General features: G+C 70.5%; 13 protein-coding genes. 5 read left to right on the top strand and 8 right to left on the bottom strand.

Annotated features, from left to right (window positions below; translation table 11 throughout):
- The first annotated feature begins 13 nt into the window (after window positions 1-13).
- A complete protein-coding gene (locus OG780_RS30900; RefSeq protein ID WP_328453682.1) occupies window positions 14-1,315 on the top strand; it encodes an MFS transporter in 1,302 nt (433 codons plus the stop codon).
- Window positions 1,316-1,322: 7 nt separating this feature from the next.
- Here the strand turns inward: OG780_RS30900 and OG780_RS30895 are convergent, their stop codons facing one another.
- The 6 genes from OG780_RS30895 to OG780_RS30870 form a co-directional block, all read right to left on the bottom strand.
- Window positions 1,323-2,423 (bottom strand): calcium:proton antiporter, encoded by a 1,101-nt coding sequence (locus tag OG780_RS30895; RefSeq protein WP_328453680.1) that lies wholly within the window; start codon window positions 2,421-2,423, stop codon window positions 1,323-1,325.
- Window positions 2,424-2,580: 157 nt separating this feature from the next.
- Window positions 2,581-3,570 (bottom strand): TerC/Alx family metal homeostasis membrane protein, encoded by a 990-nt coding sequence (locus OG780_RS30890; protein ID WP_328453678.1) that lies wholly within the window; start codon window positions 3,568-3,570, stop codon window positions 2,581-2,583.
- 332 nt (window positions 3,571-3,902) lie between these two features.
- Window positions 3,903-5,930 (bottom strand): TerD family protein, encoded by a 2,028-nt coding sequence (locus OG780_RS30885; RefSeq protein WP_328453676.1) that lies wholly within the window; start codon window positions 5,928-5,930, stop codon window positions 3,903-3,905.
- A 43-nt stretch (window positions 5,931-5,973) separates the two neighbouring features.
- Window positions 5,974-6,552 (bottom strand): TerD family protein, encoded by a 579-nt coding sequence (locus OG780_RS30880; protein ID WP_328453674.1) that lies wholly within the window; start codon window positions 6,550-6,552, stop codon window positions 5,974-5,976.
- Window positions 6,553-6,712: 160 nt separating this feature from the next.
- A complete protein-coding gene (gene uvrB / locus OG780_RS30875; RefSeq protein ID WP_328453672.1) occupies window positions 6,713-8,845 on the bottom strand; it encodes an excinuclease ABC subunit UvrB in 2,133 nt (710 codons plus the stop codon).
- A gap of 39 nt (window positions 8,846-8,884) precedes the next feature.
- A complete protein-coding gene (locus OG780_RS30870; protein ID WP_328453670.1) occupies window positions 8,885-9,757 on the bottom strand; it encodes an MHYT domain-containing protein in 873 nt (290 codons plus the stop codon).
- A gap of 278 nt (window positions 9,758-10,035) precedes the next feature.
- On the opposite strand from OG780_RS30870, the gene OG780_RS30865 reads away from it, so the two are divergent.
- Window positions 10,036-10,902 (top strand): glycerophosphodiester phosphodiesterase, encoded by an 867-nt coding sequence (locus OG780_RS30865; protein ID WP_328453668.1) that lies wholly within the window; start codon window positions 10,036-10,038, stop codon window positions 10,900-10,902.
- Between the two features lie 79 nt (window positions 10,903-10,981).
- Window positions 10,982-11,536 (top strand): methylated-DNA--[protein]-cysteine S-methyltransferase, encoded by a 555-nt coding sequence (locus tag OG780_RS30860; RefSeq protein ID WP_328453666.1) that lies wholly within the window; start codon window positions 10,982-10,984, stop codon window positions 11,534-11,536.
- Between the two features lie 55 nt (window positions 11,537-11,591).
- Here OG780_RS30860 and OG780_RS30855 read toward each other — a convergent pair whose 3' ends face one another.
- Window positions 11,592-11,954 carry a cupin domain-containing protein gene (locus OG780_RS30855; RefSeq protein WP_328453664.1) on the bottom strand — a complete coding sequence of 121 codons (363 nt, stop codon included), beginning with the start codon at window positions 11,952-11,954 and terminating at the stop codon, window positions 11,592-11,594.
- A 332-nt stretch (window positions 11,955-12,286) separates the two neighbouring features.
- Here OG780_RS30855 and OG780_RS30850 point away from each other — a divergent pair, with 332 nt between their 5' ends.
- Together OG780_RS30850 and OG780_RS30845 are read left to right on the top strand one after the other, a co-directional pair.
- Window positions 12,287-13,192 carry a pseudouridine-5'-phosphate glycosidase gene (locus tag OG780_RS30850; protein ID WP_328453662.1) on the top strand — a complete coding sequence of 302 codons (906 nt, stop codon included), beginning with the start codon at window positions 12,287-12,289 and terminating at the stop codon, window positions 13,190-13,192.
- A gap of 71 nt (window positions 13,193-13,263) precedes the next feature.
- On the top strand, window positions 13,264-14,190 hold the full coding sequence (locus tag OG780_RS30845) for a carbohydrate kinase family protein (protein ID WP_328458500.1): 927 nt from the start codon (window positions 13,264-13,266) through the stop codon (window positions 14,188-14,190).
- Window positions 14,191-14,252: 62 nt separating this feature from the next.
- On the opposite strand, the gene OG780_RS30840 is transcribed toward OG780_RS30845, so the two are convergent.
- Window positions 14,253-15,047, bottom strand: coding sequence for a methyltransferase domain-containing protein (locus OG780_RS30840; protein ID WP_328453660.1), 795 nt, complete (start codon window positions 15,045-15,047; stop codon window positions 14,253-14,255).
- Window positions 15,048-15,097 lie beyond the last annotated feature (50 nt).

Raw genomic sequence — 15,097 nt, 5'->3', positions numbered from 1 at the left:
TAGTTGATCCGGCATGCACGACGTACGCACCGTAAGGGCGCCTTCCATGCTGCGGCTCGCCGCCGCGTCACTGACCGGGACGGCCATCGAGTTCTACGACTTCTTCGTCTACGGGACGGCGGCGGCGCTGGTTCTCGGACCGCTGTTCTTCCCGACGTTCTCGCCGCTCGCGGGCACGCTGGCGGCCTTCGGGACGTTCGGCGTCGGGTTCGTCGCCCGTCCGCTGGGCTCGGTGCTGTTCGGGCACATCGGGGACCGGCGCGGGCGGCGGCCCGTGCTGCTGGCCTCCCTGTTGCTGACCGGCGCGGCGACCGTCGCCATCGGCTGTGTTCCGACGTACGACAGCATCGGTGCCGCGGCTCCCGTACTGCTGCTGGTGCTGCGTTTTCTCCAGGGGCTCGGACTCGGCGGCGAGTGGGGCGGGGCGGTGCTGCTGACGGCCGAGCACGCGCCCGCCGGACGGCGCGGTCTGTGGTCGAGTTTCCCGCAGATCGGTCCGTCCCTCGGGTTCGTGCTGGCCAACGGCGTGATGCTGGCGCTGTCGTCGACGCTGTCCGACGGGCAGTTCGCGCAGTGGGGCTGGCGGGTGCCGTTCTGGGCTGCGGGAGTGCTCGCGGCTGCGGGGCTGTGGCTGCGCGGTTCGCTCGAGGAGAGCCCGCGGTTCCTCGAAATGGGCGACCACGCGCGCGTGCCGCTCGCCGAGGTGGCGCGCGACCACTGGCGGCTCGTCCTGCTGACGGCCGGTGGACTCGCGGTCGGATACGCCGTCTTCTACGCGGTGACGACCTGGGCGCTCGCCTACGGCGTCGAACGGCTCGGCGTGAGCCGCACGGTCATGCTGGTCTGCATCATGGCCGCGGTGGTGGTGAAGGGGGCTCTGACGCCCCTGGTGGCCCTGCTGGGAGACCGCTACGGACGGCGGCCGCTGTGCATGGCGGGCTGCGCGGGCGCCGCGCTGTGGATGTTCCCGATGATCGGACTGCTGTCGACCGGCGAACCCCTGCTGATGTTCCTCGGCTTCCTGGTGGCGCTGATCGCCTTCGTCACCATGTTCGCGGTGATCGCCGCCTATCTGCCGGAGTTGTACGAGCCGCGGGTGCGCTGCACGGGCGCGGCTCTCGGGTACAACCTGGGCGGGGTCCTCGGAGGTGCGCTCACCCCGGTCGTGGCGACGGCGGTGGCGAGCGGGGAGCGCGTGCCGTGGGGCGTGGCCGCCTATCTGACGGGGATCGCGCTGCTGAGCCTCGGGTGCTTCGCGCTGCTGCCGGAGACCCGGCCGGTGCCCAGGCTGACGGCCGTACCGGTCGCGGAGTGACTGCCGGTCACGGGTTGACGGCCAGTTCCAGATAGGCGGCGAACACGACCAGATGAACGCCTCCCTGAAGCGGGGTGGCCCGCCCGGGAACGACCGTCAGGGAGCTCACGACCACGGTCAGCGCGAGCAGCACCATCTCCGTGGCGCCGAGACCGAGAACGAGTGGTCCGGAGAGCCAGAGCGAGGCCAGGGCGACGGCGGGGATGGTCAGTCCGATGCTGGCCATCGCCGAGCCGAGGGCGAGGTTCAGGCTGGTCTGCACCCGGTCCCTGCGGGCGGACCGCAGGGCGGCGATGGTCTCGGGGAGCAGCACGAGCAGCGCGATGATCACACCGACCACGGCGGCCGGCATGCCGGCCGCCTCGACCCCGGACTCGATGGTGGGCGACACACCCTTGGCGAGGCCGACCACGCCGACCAAGGCCAGGCCGAGGAGTCCCAGGCTGAACCGCGCCTGGCTGGCCGACGGCGCGTCGGCGTGCTCGTCCACGTCGATGACCTCGCCCTGCCGGGTGACCGGCAGGAAGTAGTCACGGTGCCGGACGGTCTGGGTCGCCACGAACAGGCCGTACAGCACCAGGGAGGCGACCGCGGCGAAGGTGAGTTGCGCGGCGGAGAACTCCGGGCCCGGCTTGCTCGTGGTGAAGGTCGGGAAGACGAGGCTGAGTGTGGCGAGCGTCGCGACGGTCGCCAGGGCGGCTCCGGTTCCTTCGGCGTTGAAGACGGCGAGCCCGTGGCGCAGTGACGCGACGAGCAGACACACGCCGACGATCCCGTTGCAGGTGATCATCACGGCCGCGAACACCGTGTCGCGGGCCAGTGTCGAACTCTTGGCGCCGCCGTCCGCCATCAGGGTGACGATGAGGGCGACTTCGATGATCGTGACCGCGACGGCGAGGACGAGGGATCCGAAGGGTTCCCCCACCCGGTGGGCGACCACCTCGGCGTGGTGCACCGCGGCGAGCACGGAACCCGCGAGGACCAGTGTCACCAGTGCGACGACCGCGCCCGGCAGGTCCCGTCCCCAGGTGAGAGCCAGCAGCACCACCGCGATCACGGGGACCACGGTGGTCCACCGTGTCACGAGTGACCTGAGCCGAACGATCATGCCGCGATCGTCGCAGCCGGTGGCGTGCCCCGCACTCCGGCGGTGCGGGGCACGGTCCGGAATCGCGGCGGTCGAGCCCGGAGGGGCACCGGGAGCGGTGGCGGGCGATGCCCCGCGCGCCGCTCCCGGGGGTGGCCGCCCGCCGCGTTCGACGCGGTCAGGCGTCGATGCTCTCCTTCGGAGCGCTCTTCGACCCCTCGCGTGCCGCCTGCTTCCTGGTGGCGGTCAGGCTGGTGATCGTGGTGACCACGAGGACCGCGCAGATCACGCCGAGCGAGACCGGGATGGATATCTCGGGCACATGGACGCCGGACTCGTGCAGTGCGTGCAGGACGAGCTTGACGCCGATGAATCCGAGGATGACCGACAGGCCGTAGCTGAGGTGGACCAGCTTCTTGAGCAGGCCACCGATGAGGAAGTACAGCTGTCGCAGACCCATCAGCGCGAAGGCGTTGGCCGTGAAGACGATGTACGGGTCCTGGGTCAGGCCGAAGATCGCGGGGATCGAGTCGAGGGCGAAGAGCACGTCGGTGGTGCCGATCGCCAGCATCACGACCAGCATCGGCGTCATGACGCGCTTGCCGTTCCGGCGGATCCACAGCTTGGTGCCGTGATAGCGGTCGGCCACGCCGAACCGCCGCTCGGCGGCCTTGAGCAGCCTGTTCTCCTCGAACTCCTCCTCGTCCTCGTCGGCCCTGGCCTCCTGGATCAGCTTCCAGGCGGTGTAGATGAGGAACGCGCCGAAGATGTAGAAGACCCAGGCGAAGTTCGCGATGATCGCGGCGCCGGCGGCGATGAATATCGTGCGCAGGACGAGGGCGATCAGGACGCCCACGAGGAGTACGCGCTGCTGGTACTTCGAGGGCACCGCGAACTTCGCCATGATCAGGACGAAGACGAAGAGGTTGTCGACGCTCAGCGATTTCTCGGTGATGAAGCCGGCGAAGAACTCCCCGGCCGGCTGTCCGCCGGCGAAGAGGAGCAGTCCGAGTCCGAACAGCCCGGCGAGGGCGATCCAGACGACGGTCCAGATTCCGGCTTCCTTGATCGATACGTCGTGCGGCTTGCGGCCGATCAAGAAGTCGACCGCGATCAGTGCGGCCAGCCCCACGATGGTCAGGACCCACAGGGTCAGGGAAACATCCACTGCGCCTCCGGCAGTTCGTAACGGCAGATTCCAGCGTCGTCGCGCTACCGGAGGTCTCTTCCGCCCGCGGCTGCCGGGGCGCTGGGTGCGCCCGGGAGCCTGCGGGCCGACGCCCCGGGATCTGACTCGATCCGTATTGACGGGTACGTCGCAGCAGGTAGGGAGTACTCCCCTCCGTATGGAAAAAGAGTACCCGAATCACCAAGAGAAGGTAAAGGGATTGGTAAAAGAAAGACCAAGTCCCGTGCTCAGGGCACTTTACGGTTGCTTGGTGAAGCCGCTCGGCCTTGCGGTCCGAAGGTTCACCAGGGTCCGGAGGCGCCCGGATCAGGTCAGCGGTTCCAGGACCGGCGGGCGGCCGCCACCGCCGCCAGGACCCGCTGGAGCACCTGGCTGTTCGCGGGGACGAGCGAGGGCTCGTACGTCCACGCGTGCCCGACCCACGGATCGGCGAGATGGTCGTCGGGCACCGGTGTGACCCGCAGCAGCGACCGCCACAGAGGGTCGAGCAGTGGTCCGTACGCCGCCGCGTCCTCGCGGTCGGCCACCATCATCAGATGGACGCCGACGGCCGGCCCCTCGTCCGCGAGATAGCGGAGCTGGGTGACGGCGCGGTCGTCGAAACCGTGCGGAAAGTCGTTGACGATCAGCAGTTGCTCGGCGGTGTCGAGATCCGGCGGCAGCGAGTCGGCCGCTCCCCCGCGCAACGCCATCTGCACCAGGTCGACGCGCTGGGTGAGACGTCGCAGTACGTCAGCCACGCCCGTGGCACCCGCGGCCGGAGGGCTTCCGAGCACCCCGGACTGCGTCAGGGGCGCGAGGGACGAGGCACCGGTGCCGGCCGGGTCGATGACATGCACGGTGAACTCGCCCGGGGGATACACGGCGAGCAGCCGGGCCGCATGCGCCACCGCGGTGTCCACGGCGAGGCGGCGCACCTGGTCGGAGTCGGCGAGCGTGCCCTCCAGGGAGGTGCGGCCGCTGTCGATCCACAGACCCCTCTCCAGCGGCAGACGCACCAGCATGGGGATGCTCAGGTTCTCGGTCTCGGGCAGGCGGAGATCTCCGAGCCGCAGGGCCATGGGGACTTCCATGGGGGCGCGGTAGGCGTGCCAGACCGGATTGTCCCAGCTCGCGTACGCCGTCGGCAGCGCGGGCTCCACGACCTCGGCCTCGGCGGTGAGCTGGGCGAGGTCCCGGTCGAGGGCGACTCGGGCCTGGTCGACCAGCAGCGCGTGCTTGGCGCGGGCGGCTTCGCGAGCGGCGTCGCCCTGCCCTCCGATCCGGCTGCGCGGGTCGGAGAGGACCTGGTCGAGCTCCTTCTCCATGCGGGAGTCGGCGAAGTCGACGGCGCTGCGGTACGCGGCGACGGTCCGGGCCAGGTCCTCGAACATCCCCCATACCTGGTTGTACAGCCGCTCCTCCATGGACCAGCCGGTCGCGTCTCCCGCGACGGGTTGCGCGGGCTGTCCGGGCTGGGCCGGCGGAGCGGTCGGCGGGGGCGGCGGCGGAGCGGCGGTCTGCCGTCCGGGGTGGCTGTAGTTGACCGGGCCACCGGCGCCGGGCGACGGCGGCTGGGCGACCGAGGAAGGGTCGGGCTGCGCGGGGCTCCCCGGACGGCCGGTCTGCGGAGCCGCGGCTCCCTGCGGACCGGCCGTGTACGGGGTCTGCTGCGGTGGCACGGTTCCTGAGGTGCCCTGGGGTCCGGGTCCGGCGTAGGGCTGGTCCGGTCCCGGGGCCGAGGCGGCGGCCTGCCGCGACCGGTCCGCGTCCGGGGTGCGGGGCGGGGGTGCCGCCACCGACCGCGCCAGGCCCTGGGCCACGGCTTCGTTGATGCCGGCCGCGAGCTGCCGGGCCTCCGGAAGCCCCTGGTCGGCGAGGAGTTCGGCGAGACCGCCCGCGTAGCCCTGGCCGACCGCGCGCACCTTCCAGGCGCCCTGCCGGCGGTAGAGCTCCAGGGCCACGACGGCGGACTCGGCGTCCAGTCCGGTGAGGGTGTAGCTGGCGACCTCGAGACCGTCGAGGCCGGTGACCGCGACGAAGGGGGCGGCGACGGCGCCGAACCGGACAGGTCCGCCGACACCGGTGGGCAGCGCGAGCAGCACGCTGACCCGGTGCACGGCCTGCGGCAGGGCGTCAAGGTCGAAGGCCAGCCGGTGGTCGGCCGCCGCCTGCTTGGAGACCTCGAGCCCGGGAAGCGTGGGCGCGCCCGGATGGGCCACCCACTCGACGCCCCGGACCCTGCCCTGCTCGTCGCTGAGCGTGGCCCCGGCCACGATCGGCTTCCCGGCCGAGATACGGACCTCGAGACGGACCTGGGAGAGCGGGTGGTTCTGCCCCCTGACCAGCTCGGCCGTCATCGTCTTGTCCCCCTATGTCGCTGTGTACGTGTGCGCCGGCCGCTCAGAGGTGCGGCAGGATGGCGGGCATCAGGTCCTGGAACGTGCGGCCGTTGGCCGGCGTGCCGAGGGCCGTCATCTGCCAGCCGGTTCCGGACCGGTGCACCTTCGCCATGATCTGGGCCGTGTACTGGCCGCCGCCGGCCAGCGTGTAGCGGGCGAGTTCCTGGCCGTTGGTCTCGTCGACCAGACGGCAGAACGCGTTCTGCACTTCCTGGAAGGTCTGGCCCGTGAAGGAGTTCACGGTGAAGATGATCTGGTCGATGTGGACCGGAACGCGCTGCAGGTCGACGAGGATGGCCTCGTCGTCGCCGCCCTGGCCCACGCCGCCGACGAGGTTGTCACCGGTGTGCCGCACTGAACCGTCGTCGCTGACGAGGTGGCGGAAGAACACCACGTCGACGGGCTGCTTGTCCGCGAAGAGCACGGCGGACGCGTCGAGGTCGATCTCCCGGGTGCGCGAGCCGAACAGGCCGCGCCGGGGGGCCGCCTGCCAGCCGAGGCCCATACGGACCGCGGTCAGCGTGCCCCCGTCGTTCTTCTGCAGACTGATGGCCTGACCCTTGGTCATGTTGACCGTCACGCGCTGTTCCCCTCTCGAACTGTCCCCTGTTGCCGCGGAGTCCGCGGATGAACAGAACCCTACGCAGCGGCACTGACAGCGCCGAACCCTGGGGCGGACTTTGTGTCGGTCTTGCAACACACCGCGCGTCTTCCGGGGTCCGGCGCAGGCGGCGGGGCCGTCAGGCGATTCCCGCCTCCTTCATCTGCCGCAACTCCTTTTTCATCTCGGACACCTCGTCACGCAGACGGGCCGCGATCTCGAACTGGAGGTCCGCCGCCGCGGCGCGCATCCGTTCCGTCAGGTCCTCGATCTGCTGGGCGAGCTCGGCCGCGGGGCGGTCGGTCGGCACGGCGTCCTTGGCCTTGGCGGACTTGGCGGCGCGGGTCGCTTTGGCGCCCAGTGCGGGCACCGGGGCCTTGGCACCCTTGCCGTCCTTCGTCTTGCGGTAGCCGGAGCCGAGCAGTTGCTCGGTGTCGACGTCCTCGCGGGCGATCTGCGCGACGATGTCGTTGATCTTCTTGCGGAGGGGCTGCGGATCGATGCCCCGCTCCGTGTTGTAGGCGATCTGCTTCTCCCGGCGGCGGTTGGTCTCCTCGATGGCCTTCTCCATGGCCGGGGTGATCCTGTCCGCGTACATGTGGACCTGGCCGGAGACATTGCGCGCCGCGCGGCCGATGGTCTGGATCAGGGAGGTCCCCGATCGCAGGAAGCCCTCCTTGTCGGCGTCGAGGATCGCCACCAGGGAGACCTCGGGAAGGTCGAGGCCCTCGCGCAGCAGGTTGATGCCGACCAGGACGTCGAACTCGCCGGCACGCAGTTCGCGCAGCAGCTCGACGCGGCGCAGGGTGTCGACGTCGCTGTGCAGGTAGCGCACCTGGATGCCCAGTTCCAGGAAGTAGTCCGTGAGGTCCTCGGCCATCTTCTTGGTGAGCGTGGTGACCAGGACGCGCTCGTCCTTCTCGGTGCGCTGCCGGATCTCGTGCACCAGGTCGTCGATCTGGCCCTCGGTGGACTTGACGACCACCTCGGGGTCGATCAGGCCGGTGGGACGGATGATCTGCTCGACGTAGCCGTCCGAGCGGGAGAGCTCGTAGTTGCCCGGGGTCGCCGAGAGGTAGACGGTCTGGCCGGTGCGCTGCTGGAACTCCTCCCATTTCAGGGGGCGGTTGTCCAGGGCGGAGGGCAGCCGGAAGCCGTGGTCGACGAGGGTGCGCTTGCGGGAGGCGTCGCCCTCGTACATCGCGCCGATCTGCGGCACGGTGACGTGCGACTCGTCGATGACGAGCAGGAAGTCGTCCGGGAAGTAGTCGATCAGTGTGTTCGGCGGGGAGCCGGGTTCGCGGCCGTCGAAATGCATCGAGTAGTTCTCGACCCCTGAGCAGGAGCCGATCTGGCGGAGCATCTCGATGTCGTACGTCGTCCGCATGCGCAGGCGCTGGGCCTCCAGGAGCTTGCTCTGCTTCTCCAGTTCGGCGAGGCGCTCCCCCAACTCCTTCTCGATGTCGTTGACGGCGCGTTCCATGCGCTCGGGACCGGCAACGTAGTGGGACGCGGGGAAGACGTAGATCTGGTTGTCGTCGCTGATGACCTCGCCGGTGAGCGGGTGCAGCGTGGACAGGGCCTCGATCTCGTCGCCGAACATCTCGATGCGGACCGCGAGCTCCTCGTAGACCGGGAAGATCTCGATGGTGTCGCCGCGGACCCGGAAGGTGCCTCGGGCGAAGGCGACGTCGTTGCGGGTGTACTGGATGTCGACGAAGCGGCGCAGCAGGGCGTCTCGGTCGATCTCGTCGCCGACCTTGAGGTTGACCATCCGGTCCACGTACTCCTGCGGAGTACCGAGACCGTAGATGCAGGACACCGACGCGACCACGACGACATCGCGGCGGGTCAGCAGCGAGTTGGTCGCGGAGTGGCGCAGGCGCTCCACCTCCTCGTTGATCGAGGAGTCCTTCTCGATGTAGGTGTCCGACTGCGGGACGTAGGCCTCGGGCTGGTAGTAGTCGTAGTACGACACGAAGTATTCGACCGCGTTGTTCGGCAGCAGCTCACGGAACTCGTTGGCCAGCTGGGCGGCCAGCGTCTTGTTCGGTGCCATGACGAGCGTGGGGCGCTGGAGCTTCTCGATCATCCACGCGGTGGTGGCGGACTTGCCGGTGCCGGTCGCGCCCAGCAGGACGACATCCTTCTCACCTGCGCGGATGCGCTTCTCCAGGTCGGCGATGGCCGTGGGCTGGTCACCGCTCGGCTGAAAGTGGCTGATGACCTCGAAGGGCGCCACCGAACGTTCGATCTTGGATACTGGCCGCATGGATCCACCGTACGACCCCGCACTGACAACCGGGCCGGATCACCTGCTCTGCGGGGTCCTCGAGCGGCGGTAGGCGCGTTCCCGCACGGGGCGGACGGCCGGACGGCGGCCGGTGTGCACGGGGCCGGGGTGGGCCGGGACGCCCGGACGCCGGATCTCCGCGGGGCGCCGGTCGGGCTTGCCCACGACCATCTGCGGATCGAACATCACGACGACGCCCGCCAGACAGAGAAGGGCCAGGGGGCCGATCATCATGGGCGCGAGCAGTGAGGCCGCCGAGTCCCCGGCGGGGGTGCCGTCGGCGGGGCCGTGCAGATGCACGCTGAGCGCCGCCATGCCCGTGTAGTGCATGCCGCTGACGGCCAGCCCCATGACGAGGCTCGCACCCACGCTCCAGAGGAATCCACGCACTTGTCCGGCGGCCCAGAGGGCGGCGATGGCGGCCACGACGGCGATGACGACCGAGGCGGAGACGGTGAGCGTGTTGTAGGCGAGCTTCCCGTTGAGCCGCATCCCGGCCATGCCCAGGTAGTGCATCGAGGCGATACCCAGGCCAGTGACGGTCCCTCCGGTGAAGAGCGCGGTCCCGGTGGCGCCCTGGTAGCCGACGATGAAGATCCCGGCGCCGACCATCAGGACCGCGACGCCCAGGCTCGCGAACGTCGTCGGCCGGTCGTAGTGGACGGGGCTCTCCTCGACCGTGAAACCCATCATCGCGATGAAGTGCATCGTCCAGATGCCGGAGGCGATCGCGATCGAGCCGAGCGTGAGCCAGCCGGCCCGCCAGGAGCCGCCGACGAGCATGGATCTGGCGGTGCAGCGCAGACCCAGCGCCCCGCCCAGGCAAGCCATGAAATACGCCACCAGCGGTGTGACGAGTCCGTAGGTGAAGCCGTCGACCGTGCCTTGCATGCGCGGCTGCCTTTCCCGCCCTGTTACTCCTGGAACCGTCCGAAACACCCCCGCGGCCCCGACCGCCGGAGCGGACCGGGTTGAGGCAGAGAGTACGACCCCACCGGAATGGTCGAACGATAATCCTGCAAACAATCACGACCTCTCCCCAGTTGTGCGGTGGCAGCGAGCGGACTTGGACAACTCCATTCAATCCGCGGCCATCTCCCTTCCCTCCTGCGTCGACTCTCTGCTGTCAATCTTGTGCTGTCCGTGATCGCCCGACGCGAGGAGAACGCATGCACGCGCGCGTTGCCGCCGCCACGACCGCCGCGCTTCTTGGGGGAGCCGTTCTGATACTGCCCAGCCCGCACGCCAAGGCCGGCGGCCGGACCACGGCACCGCTGGTCGTCGCCCACCGCGGTGCCTCGGCCTACGCTCCGGAGAACACGCAGGCCGCCGTCGACCGGGCGGCCGAGCTGGGGTTCGAATGGGTCGAGAACGACGTCCAGCGCACCCGCGACGGCCAGTTGATCGTCCTCCACGACGCCTCGCTGGCGCGCACGACCGACGTCGAGACGGTCTATCCCGGCCGGAGCCCCTGGAAGGTCAAGGACTTCACCGCGGCCGAGATCGCCCGTCTGGATGCCGGGAGCTGGTTCGGCCCGCGGTTCGCGGGCGCGAAGGTTCCGACGCTGCGGGAGTACATGGACCGCGTCTCGCGCAACCATCAGAAACTCGTCCTGGAGATCAAGAACCCTGAGCTGTATCCGGGCATCGAGCGGCAGACGCTCAGGCTCCTGAGCAACCAGGGCTGGCTCGATCCCGTGCATCTGCGGGACAGGCTGGTCGTCCAGAGCTTCAGCGCGGACAGTGTCCGGGCCGTGCACCGGCTGCGGCCCGGCATCACGACGGCCTTCCTGGGGACGCCTCCGGTCGCACGGCTGCCCTGGTACGCGCGGTTCGCCGACCAGATCAACTCCGATCACCGCTCGCTCTCCTCCGACTACGTCTCGGCGGTCCACGCGCTCCACGGCCCGCACGGCCCGATGAAGGTCTTCGCCTGGACCGTGGACGACGCGGCCACCGCGCGGAGCCTGGCGGCCTTCGGCACGGACGGCGTCATCACGAACACGCCCGACGTGATCCGCGCGGCCCTGCGCTAGCGCGCCGTCGCCCGGGGCGCGGACGGGATCCGGGTGCGCGCCCCGGGCGTTGTCAGTGGCGGGCCGTACCGTGGACCGCATGAACAGCCACGGGCGGTACGAGCAGCAGATCGTGTGGTCCGTCGTCGGCACGGACATCGGTCCGCTGCTCCTCGCCGCGACGCACCACGGCCTGGTCAACGTCGTCTTTCACGCCTCGGACACGGTGCGCGACAAAGCGCTCGACCGGCTCGCGTCCCGGCTGGGCTCCGAGCCGGTCGAGGCGCCCGGGTCCCCTCTGCTGGCCGAGGCGATACGCCAGGTCGAGGCGTACTTCGCGGGCGAGCGGCACGATTTCGACCTGCCGCTCGACTGGTCGCTGATCTCGGGGTTCAACCGCCAGGTGCTGCGTGAGCTGAACTCGGGCGTTCCGTTCGGTTCCGTCGTGGCCTACGGCGACCTGGCGGGGCGGGTGGGCGCGCCCGGAGCGGCCCAGGCCGTGGGGGTGGCCATGGGCTCGAATCCGCTGCCGGTCGTGGTGCCCTGCCACCGGGTGGTCGAGAGCGACGGCGGCATCGGCGGCTTCGGGGGCGGTCTGGAGACCAAGCGGAAACTACTGGCCCTCGAAGGCGTCCTCCCGGAACCGCTGTTCTGAGGTCGCCGCGGGGCCGCCGGCAAAGGGTGCGGTGGAGTGTCCGGTCCGCCGATCCTCAGAGACTGATGTGGTAGGCCTTGCGCAGCGTCTCGTGGACGGTCCACGTCGTGCGGTCGCCCTCGCGCAGGAACGCCGCGTCGCCGGGACCCACCTCGATGACGTCGCCACCCTCCACCTCGATGGTGGCGCGACCGCTGACAACCACGAAGAGTTCGTTGGCCTCGGTGTCGGTCACCACGCCGGGCGTGATCTGCCAGATGCCGCGCAGTTGCTTGCCGTCGGCGGACTCCCACAGCACCTTGCCCGTCACGGCGGGGTCGCCGGAGACGATCTGGGCCGGGTCCAGCGGCTCGGGTTCGAGTTCGGCGTCGGGAATGTGCACAGCGAACGACGGCGTGGCCTGGGAGTACATGGTCATGAGCGGACACCCTAAGGGCTTGCCCTCCACTCGGTGCGCCGAGGGTCGCCCCGCCCGGCCGTATCGAAGCCGGTTCGAAGGTCCCGCTCCCGCACATATGGAGTGCCCCCCTTTTTCCCGGGACGGAGGAGGCCACCGACGGCCGTTTCATGGAAGTCTGCCGAGGCGGCCGGATCGCCTGTCCGCACGACGACATGGCCGAGTCGTGGCGAGTTGTCCGTCGTACCCCCTGGCGCGAGTGCCGTACGCCGCGGGTCGCAAGGGTTTGGCCGGGCGTGCCGCTCGCCAGAGATCAGGGAGGGGAACGTCGACCGACAACAGGAGGCAGGCGCGTGATCGTGACGTCCGAAGAGGTGCGGGAGGCGCTCGACGCGCGTCGGCCGGTGGTGGCCCTGGAGTCCACGATCATCGCCCACGGGCTGCCGCGCCCGCGCAATCTGCAGGTCGCCCTCGAACTGGAGGAGGTCGTCCGCGAGGAGGGCGCCGTACCCGCGACGATCGCCGTGCTCGACGGCCGGCCTCACGTAGGCCTGGACAAGGGCCAGCTGGAGCGGGTCGCGAACGAGGACGGCATCCGCAAGCTGGGCCACCGTGACCTGCCCCTCGCGGTGGCCGCGGGGGCGAGCGGGGCGACGACCGTGTCCGCGACCGCACTTCTGGCGGCCCGCGCGGGGGTGCGGGTGTTCGCGACGGGAGGGCTCGGCGGTGTGCACCGCGAGTGGACGGTGACCCAGGACGAGTCCGCCGATCTGGGCCTGTTGGCACGTACCCGCATCACGGTGGTGTGCGCCGGGGTCAAGTCGATCCTGGACGTGCCCGCGACACTGCAGCGCCTGGAGACGCTGGGCGTGGCGGTGGCCGGGTACGGCACGGACCGGTTCCCCGGCTTCTATCTGTCCGACTCGGGGCACCCCGTGGACTGGACCCTCGGCTCCCCCGAGCAGGTCGCGGAGGTGATGCGCGCCCAGGACGCACTGCACGCCCCCGACTCGTCGCTCGTCGTCGCGAACCCCGTCCCCGAGGAGGAGCAGCTCGATCCCGTGCTGCACGCGCGCGTGCTCGCCGAGGCGCTGCGCGCGTGCGAGTCGGAGGGTGTGACAGGACAGGCGGTGACTCCGTTCCTGCTCGCCTATCTGGTCCGGCACACGGACGGCGCCTCACTCGCCGCCAATCTGGCGGCGGTTCGCGGCAACGTGCGCCTGGCGGGACGGATCGCGGCGGCCTGGGCGGGGGCGTGAGCGACACGGCCCGGGGCGTCCAGGCCGGCGGTGGCGAGGCTGCTGACCGAGGCGGCCTCGCCGAAGGCGCTCTGCTCGTCGTCGGGGACGTGGTCACGGATGTCGTCGCCCGGCATCGCGGACCGCTGGCGGCCGGCACCGACACGGTCGCCGCCATCCGGACCGTACCGGGCGGCGCGGGCGCCAATGTCGCGTGCTGGGCCGTGCACGAGGGCTGCGCCGACGTACGGCTGCTCGGCCGGGTGGGCATCGACGCCGCCGCGTGGCACGAACGCGAACTCACGGCGAGCGGCGTGCGGCCTCTCCTGGTGACGGATCCGAAGGTGCCGACCGGGACGGTGATCTGCCTGGTGGACGGCGGTGCGTCGGGGGAGCGTACGTTCCTCACGGACAGCGGGGCGTCACTGCGGCTGGCACCGGGCGACTGGTCGCCCTCGCTGCTCGACGGGGTCGCGCGGCTGCACCTGTCGGGCTACCTGTTCTTCTCCGGGCCGAGCCGGGCTCTGGTGTCCGCGGTGCTGGAGTCGACGCGGGCGTGTGGTGTGCCGGTGAGCGTCGACCCGGCGTCGGCGGGATTCCTCACCGAACTGGGCGTGGACCGCTTTCTCGAACTCTGCGCGGGCGTGGACGTCCTGCTGCCCAGCCGTGACGAGGCGTGCCTGCTGACCGGGCTGCCCGATCCGGCCGACGCGGCCGCCAAGCTGAGCCGCCATTTCCCCCTGGTCGTCGCCAAGCTGGGGAGTGACGGCGCCGTGGTCGCCCGTTCCGGATCCGTCCGGGCCCATGTCCCGGCGCTGCGGGCGACGCCGCGGGACACGACGGGCGCCGGTGACGCGTTCACCGGCGCGTTCCTCGCGGCACTGCTCATGGGCGCCGGCCCCGAAGAGGCGGCGGGGGCAGGGTGCGCGGCTGGCGCGAAGGCAGTGGAACGGGTCGGCGGACGACCGCCCACGGGAAGTGCCGGGCGAGGCCAAGGGGAGGAGACACGCGGCCGCTGAACGCCTCGGCCACGCGACGACGTACACGTGCGACCGACCTGGCTCGCCGTCCTCGCCCTCGCTCAGTTCTTGCGCCCCCAGGCCGAGATCATCGGCGCGGTCGCCAGGTCCATGGACCCGGTGGCGACGTTCGCGAGGTGCTGGTCGATCTCCTCCTGGGTTGCCAGGCCTGCGGTGACGAGCTGGTCGCGGATCTGACGGACCGTGGCGGACTCCAGGGCCTCGCAGGCGGCTGAGGTGACGGGGAAGTACGCGTCGGCCTCCACACCCCGCAGCCCGGCGTCCCGGAGCAGCCTCGGGAGCTTGCGGCCGTAGGCGAGGTCGGCACCTCGATCGGCGAGCAGCGAGCGAAAGCCCTGGCGCAGCCGGTTCGCGAGCTGCTGCTCGGGGCCGTACTCCTCGGGGCAGAGCAGCGGCTGCAGGGACGGATCCGCGTCCTCGACGAGGAGCCTGCCGCCGGGCCGCAGGGCTTTGATCATCGACTGCAACGCGCGCTCCCGGTCAGGCACGTGGACCAGTACGAGCCGGGCGTGCACGAGGTCGAAACCCTCCCCCGGCGGTTCCTCGGCGCCCACGTCGTGGACGCGGACCTCGACGGGCGAGCGTGCCACGGAGGCCGCCCACGAGGTGTCGATGTCGGTGGCGACGACCTTCCCCGTCGGCCCCACCTTCTTTGCCAGCCAGGACACGACGGACGTGCCCCCTGCCCCGACCTCCCAGCAGCGCCAGCCGGACCCGACGCCGAAGCGCTCCAAGTGCCGGAACGTCGTGGGGTCGAAGAGAGTGGCGAGGGCCTCGAAACGCCGGCCCGCCTCCGTCTGCTGGTTGTCGAGGAGATACCCGTCGGCTCGCGTCATGAGGAGATCATCCCAGTCGACCTGCTCATCGTGGATCGTCGACGCTCCCG

Source organism: Streptomyces sp. NBC_00386, from assembly GCF_036063235.1.
Taxonomy (GTDB): Bacteria; Actinomycetota; Actinomycetes; order Streptomycetales; family Streptomycetaceae; genus Streptomyces.
The sequence above is the reverse complement of the archived record's forward strand: the minus strand, read 5'-3'. Positions and strand labels throughout refer to the sequence as shown.

Excerpts from the sequence above, each read along its gene's own strand:
- OG780_RS30900 (WP_328453682.1), top strand. The coding sequence starts at position 14 with ATGCACGACGTACGCACCGTAAGGGCGCCTTCCATGCTGCGGCTCGCC.
- OG780_RS30895 (WP_328453680.1), bottom strand. The coding sequence starts at position 2,423 with ATGATCGTTCGGCTCAGGTCACTCGTGACACGGTGGACCACCGTGGTC.
- OG780_RS30885 (WP_328453676.1), bottom strand. The coding sequence starts at position 5,930 with ATGACGGCCGAGCTGGTCAGGGGGCAGAACCACCCGCTCTCCCAGGTC.
- uvrB (WP_328453672.1), bottom strand. The coding sequence starts at position 8,845 with ATGCGGCCAGTATCCAAGATCGAACGTTCGGTGGCGCCCTTCGAGGTC.
- OG780_RS30870 (WP_328453670.1), bottom strand. The coding sequence starts at position 9,757 with ATGCAAGGCACGGTCGACGGCTTCACCTACGGACTCGTCACACCGCTG.
- OG780_RS30865 (WP_328453668.1), top strand. The coding sequence starts at position 10,036 with ATGCACGCGCGCGTTGCCGCCGCCACGACCGCCGCGCTTCTTGGGGGA.
- OG780_RS30860 (WP_328453666.1), top strand. The coding sequence starts at position 10,982 with ATGAACAGCCACGGGCGGTACGAGCAGCAGATCGTGTGGTCCGTCGTC.
- OG780_RS30855 (WP_328453664.1), bottom strand. The coding sequence starts at position 11,954 with ATGACCATGTACTCCCAGGCCACGCCGTCGTTCGCTGTGCACATTCCC.
- OG780_RS30840 (WP_328453660.1), bottom strand. The coding sequence starts at position 15,047 with ATGACGCGAGCCGACGGGTATCTCCTCGACAACCAGCAGACGGAGGCG.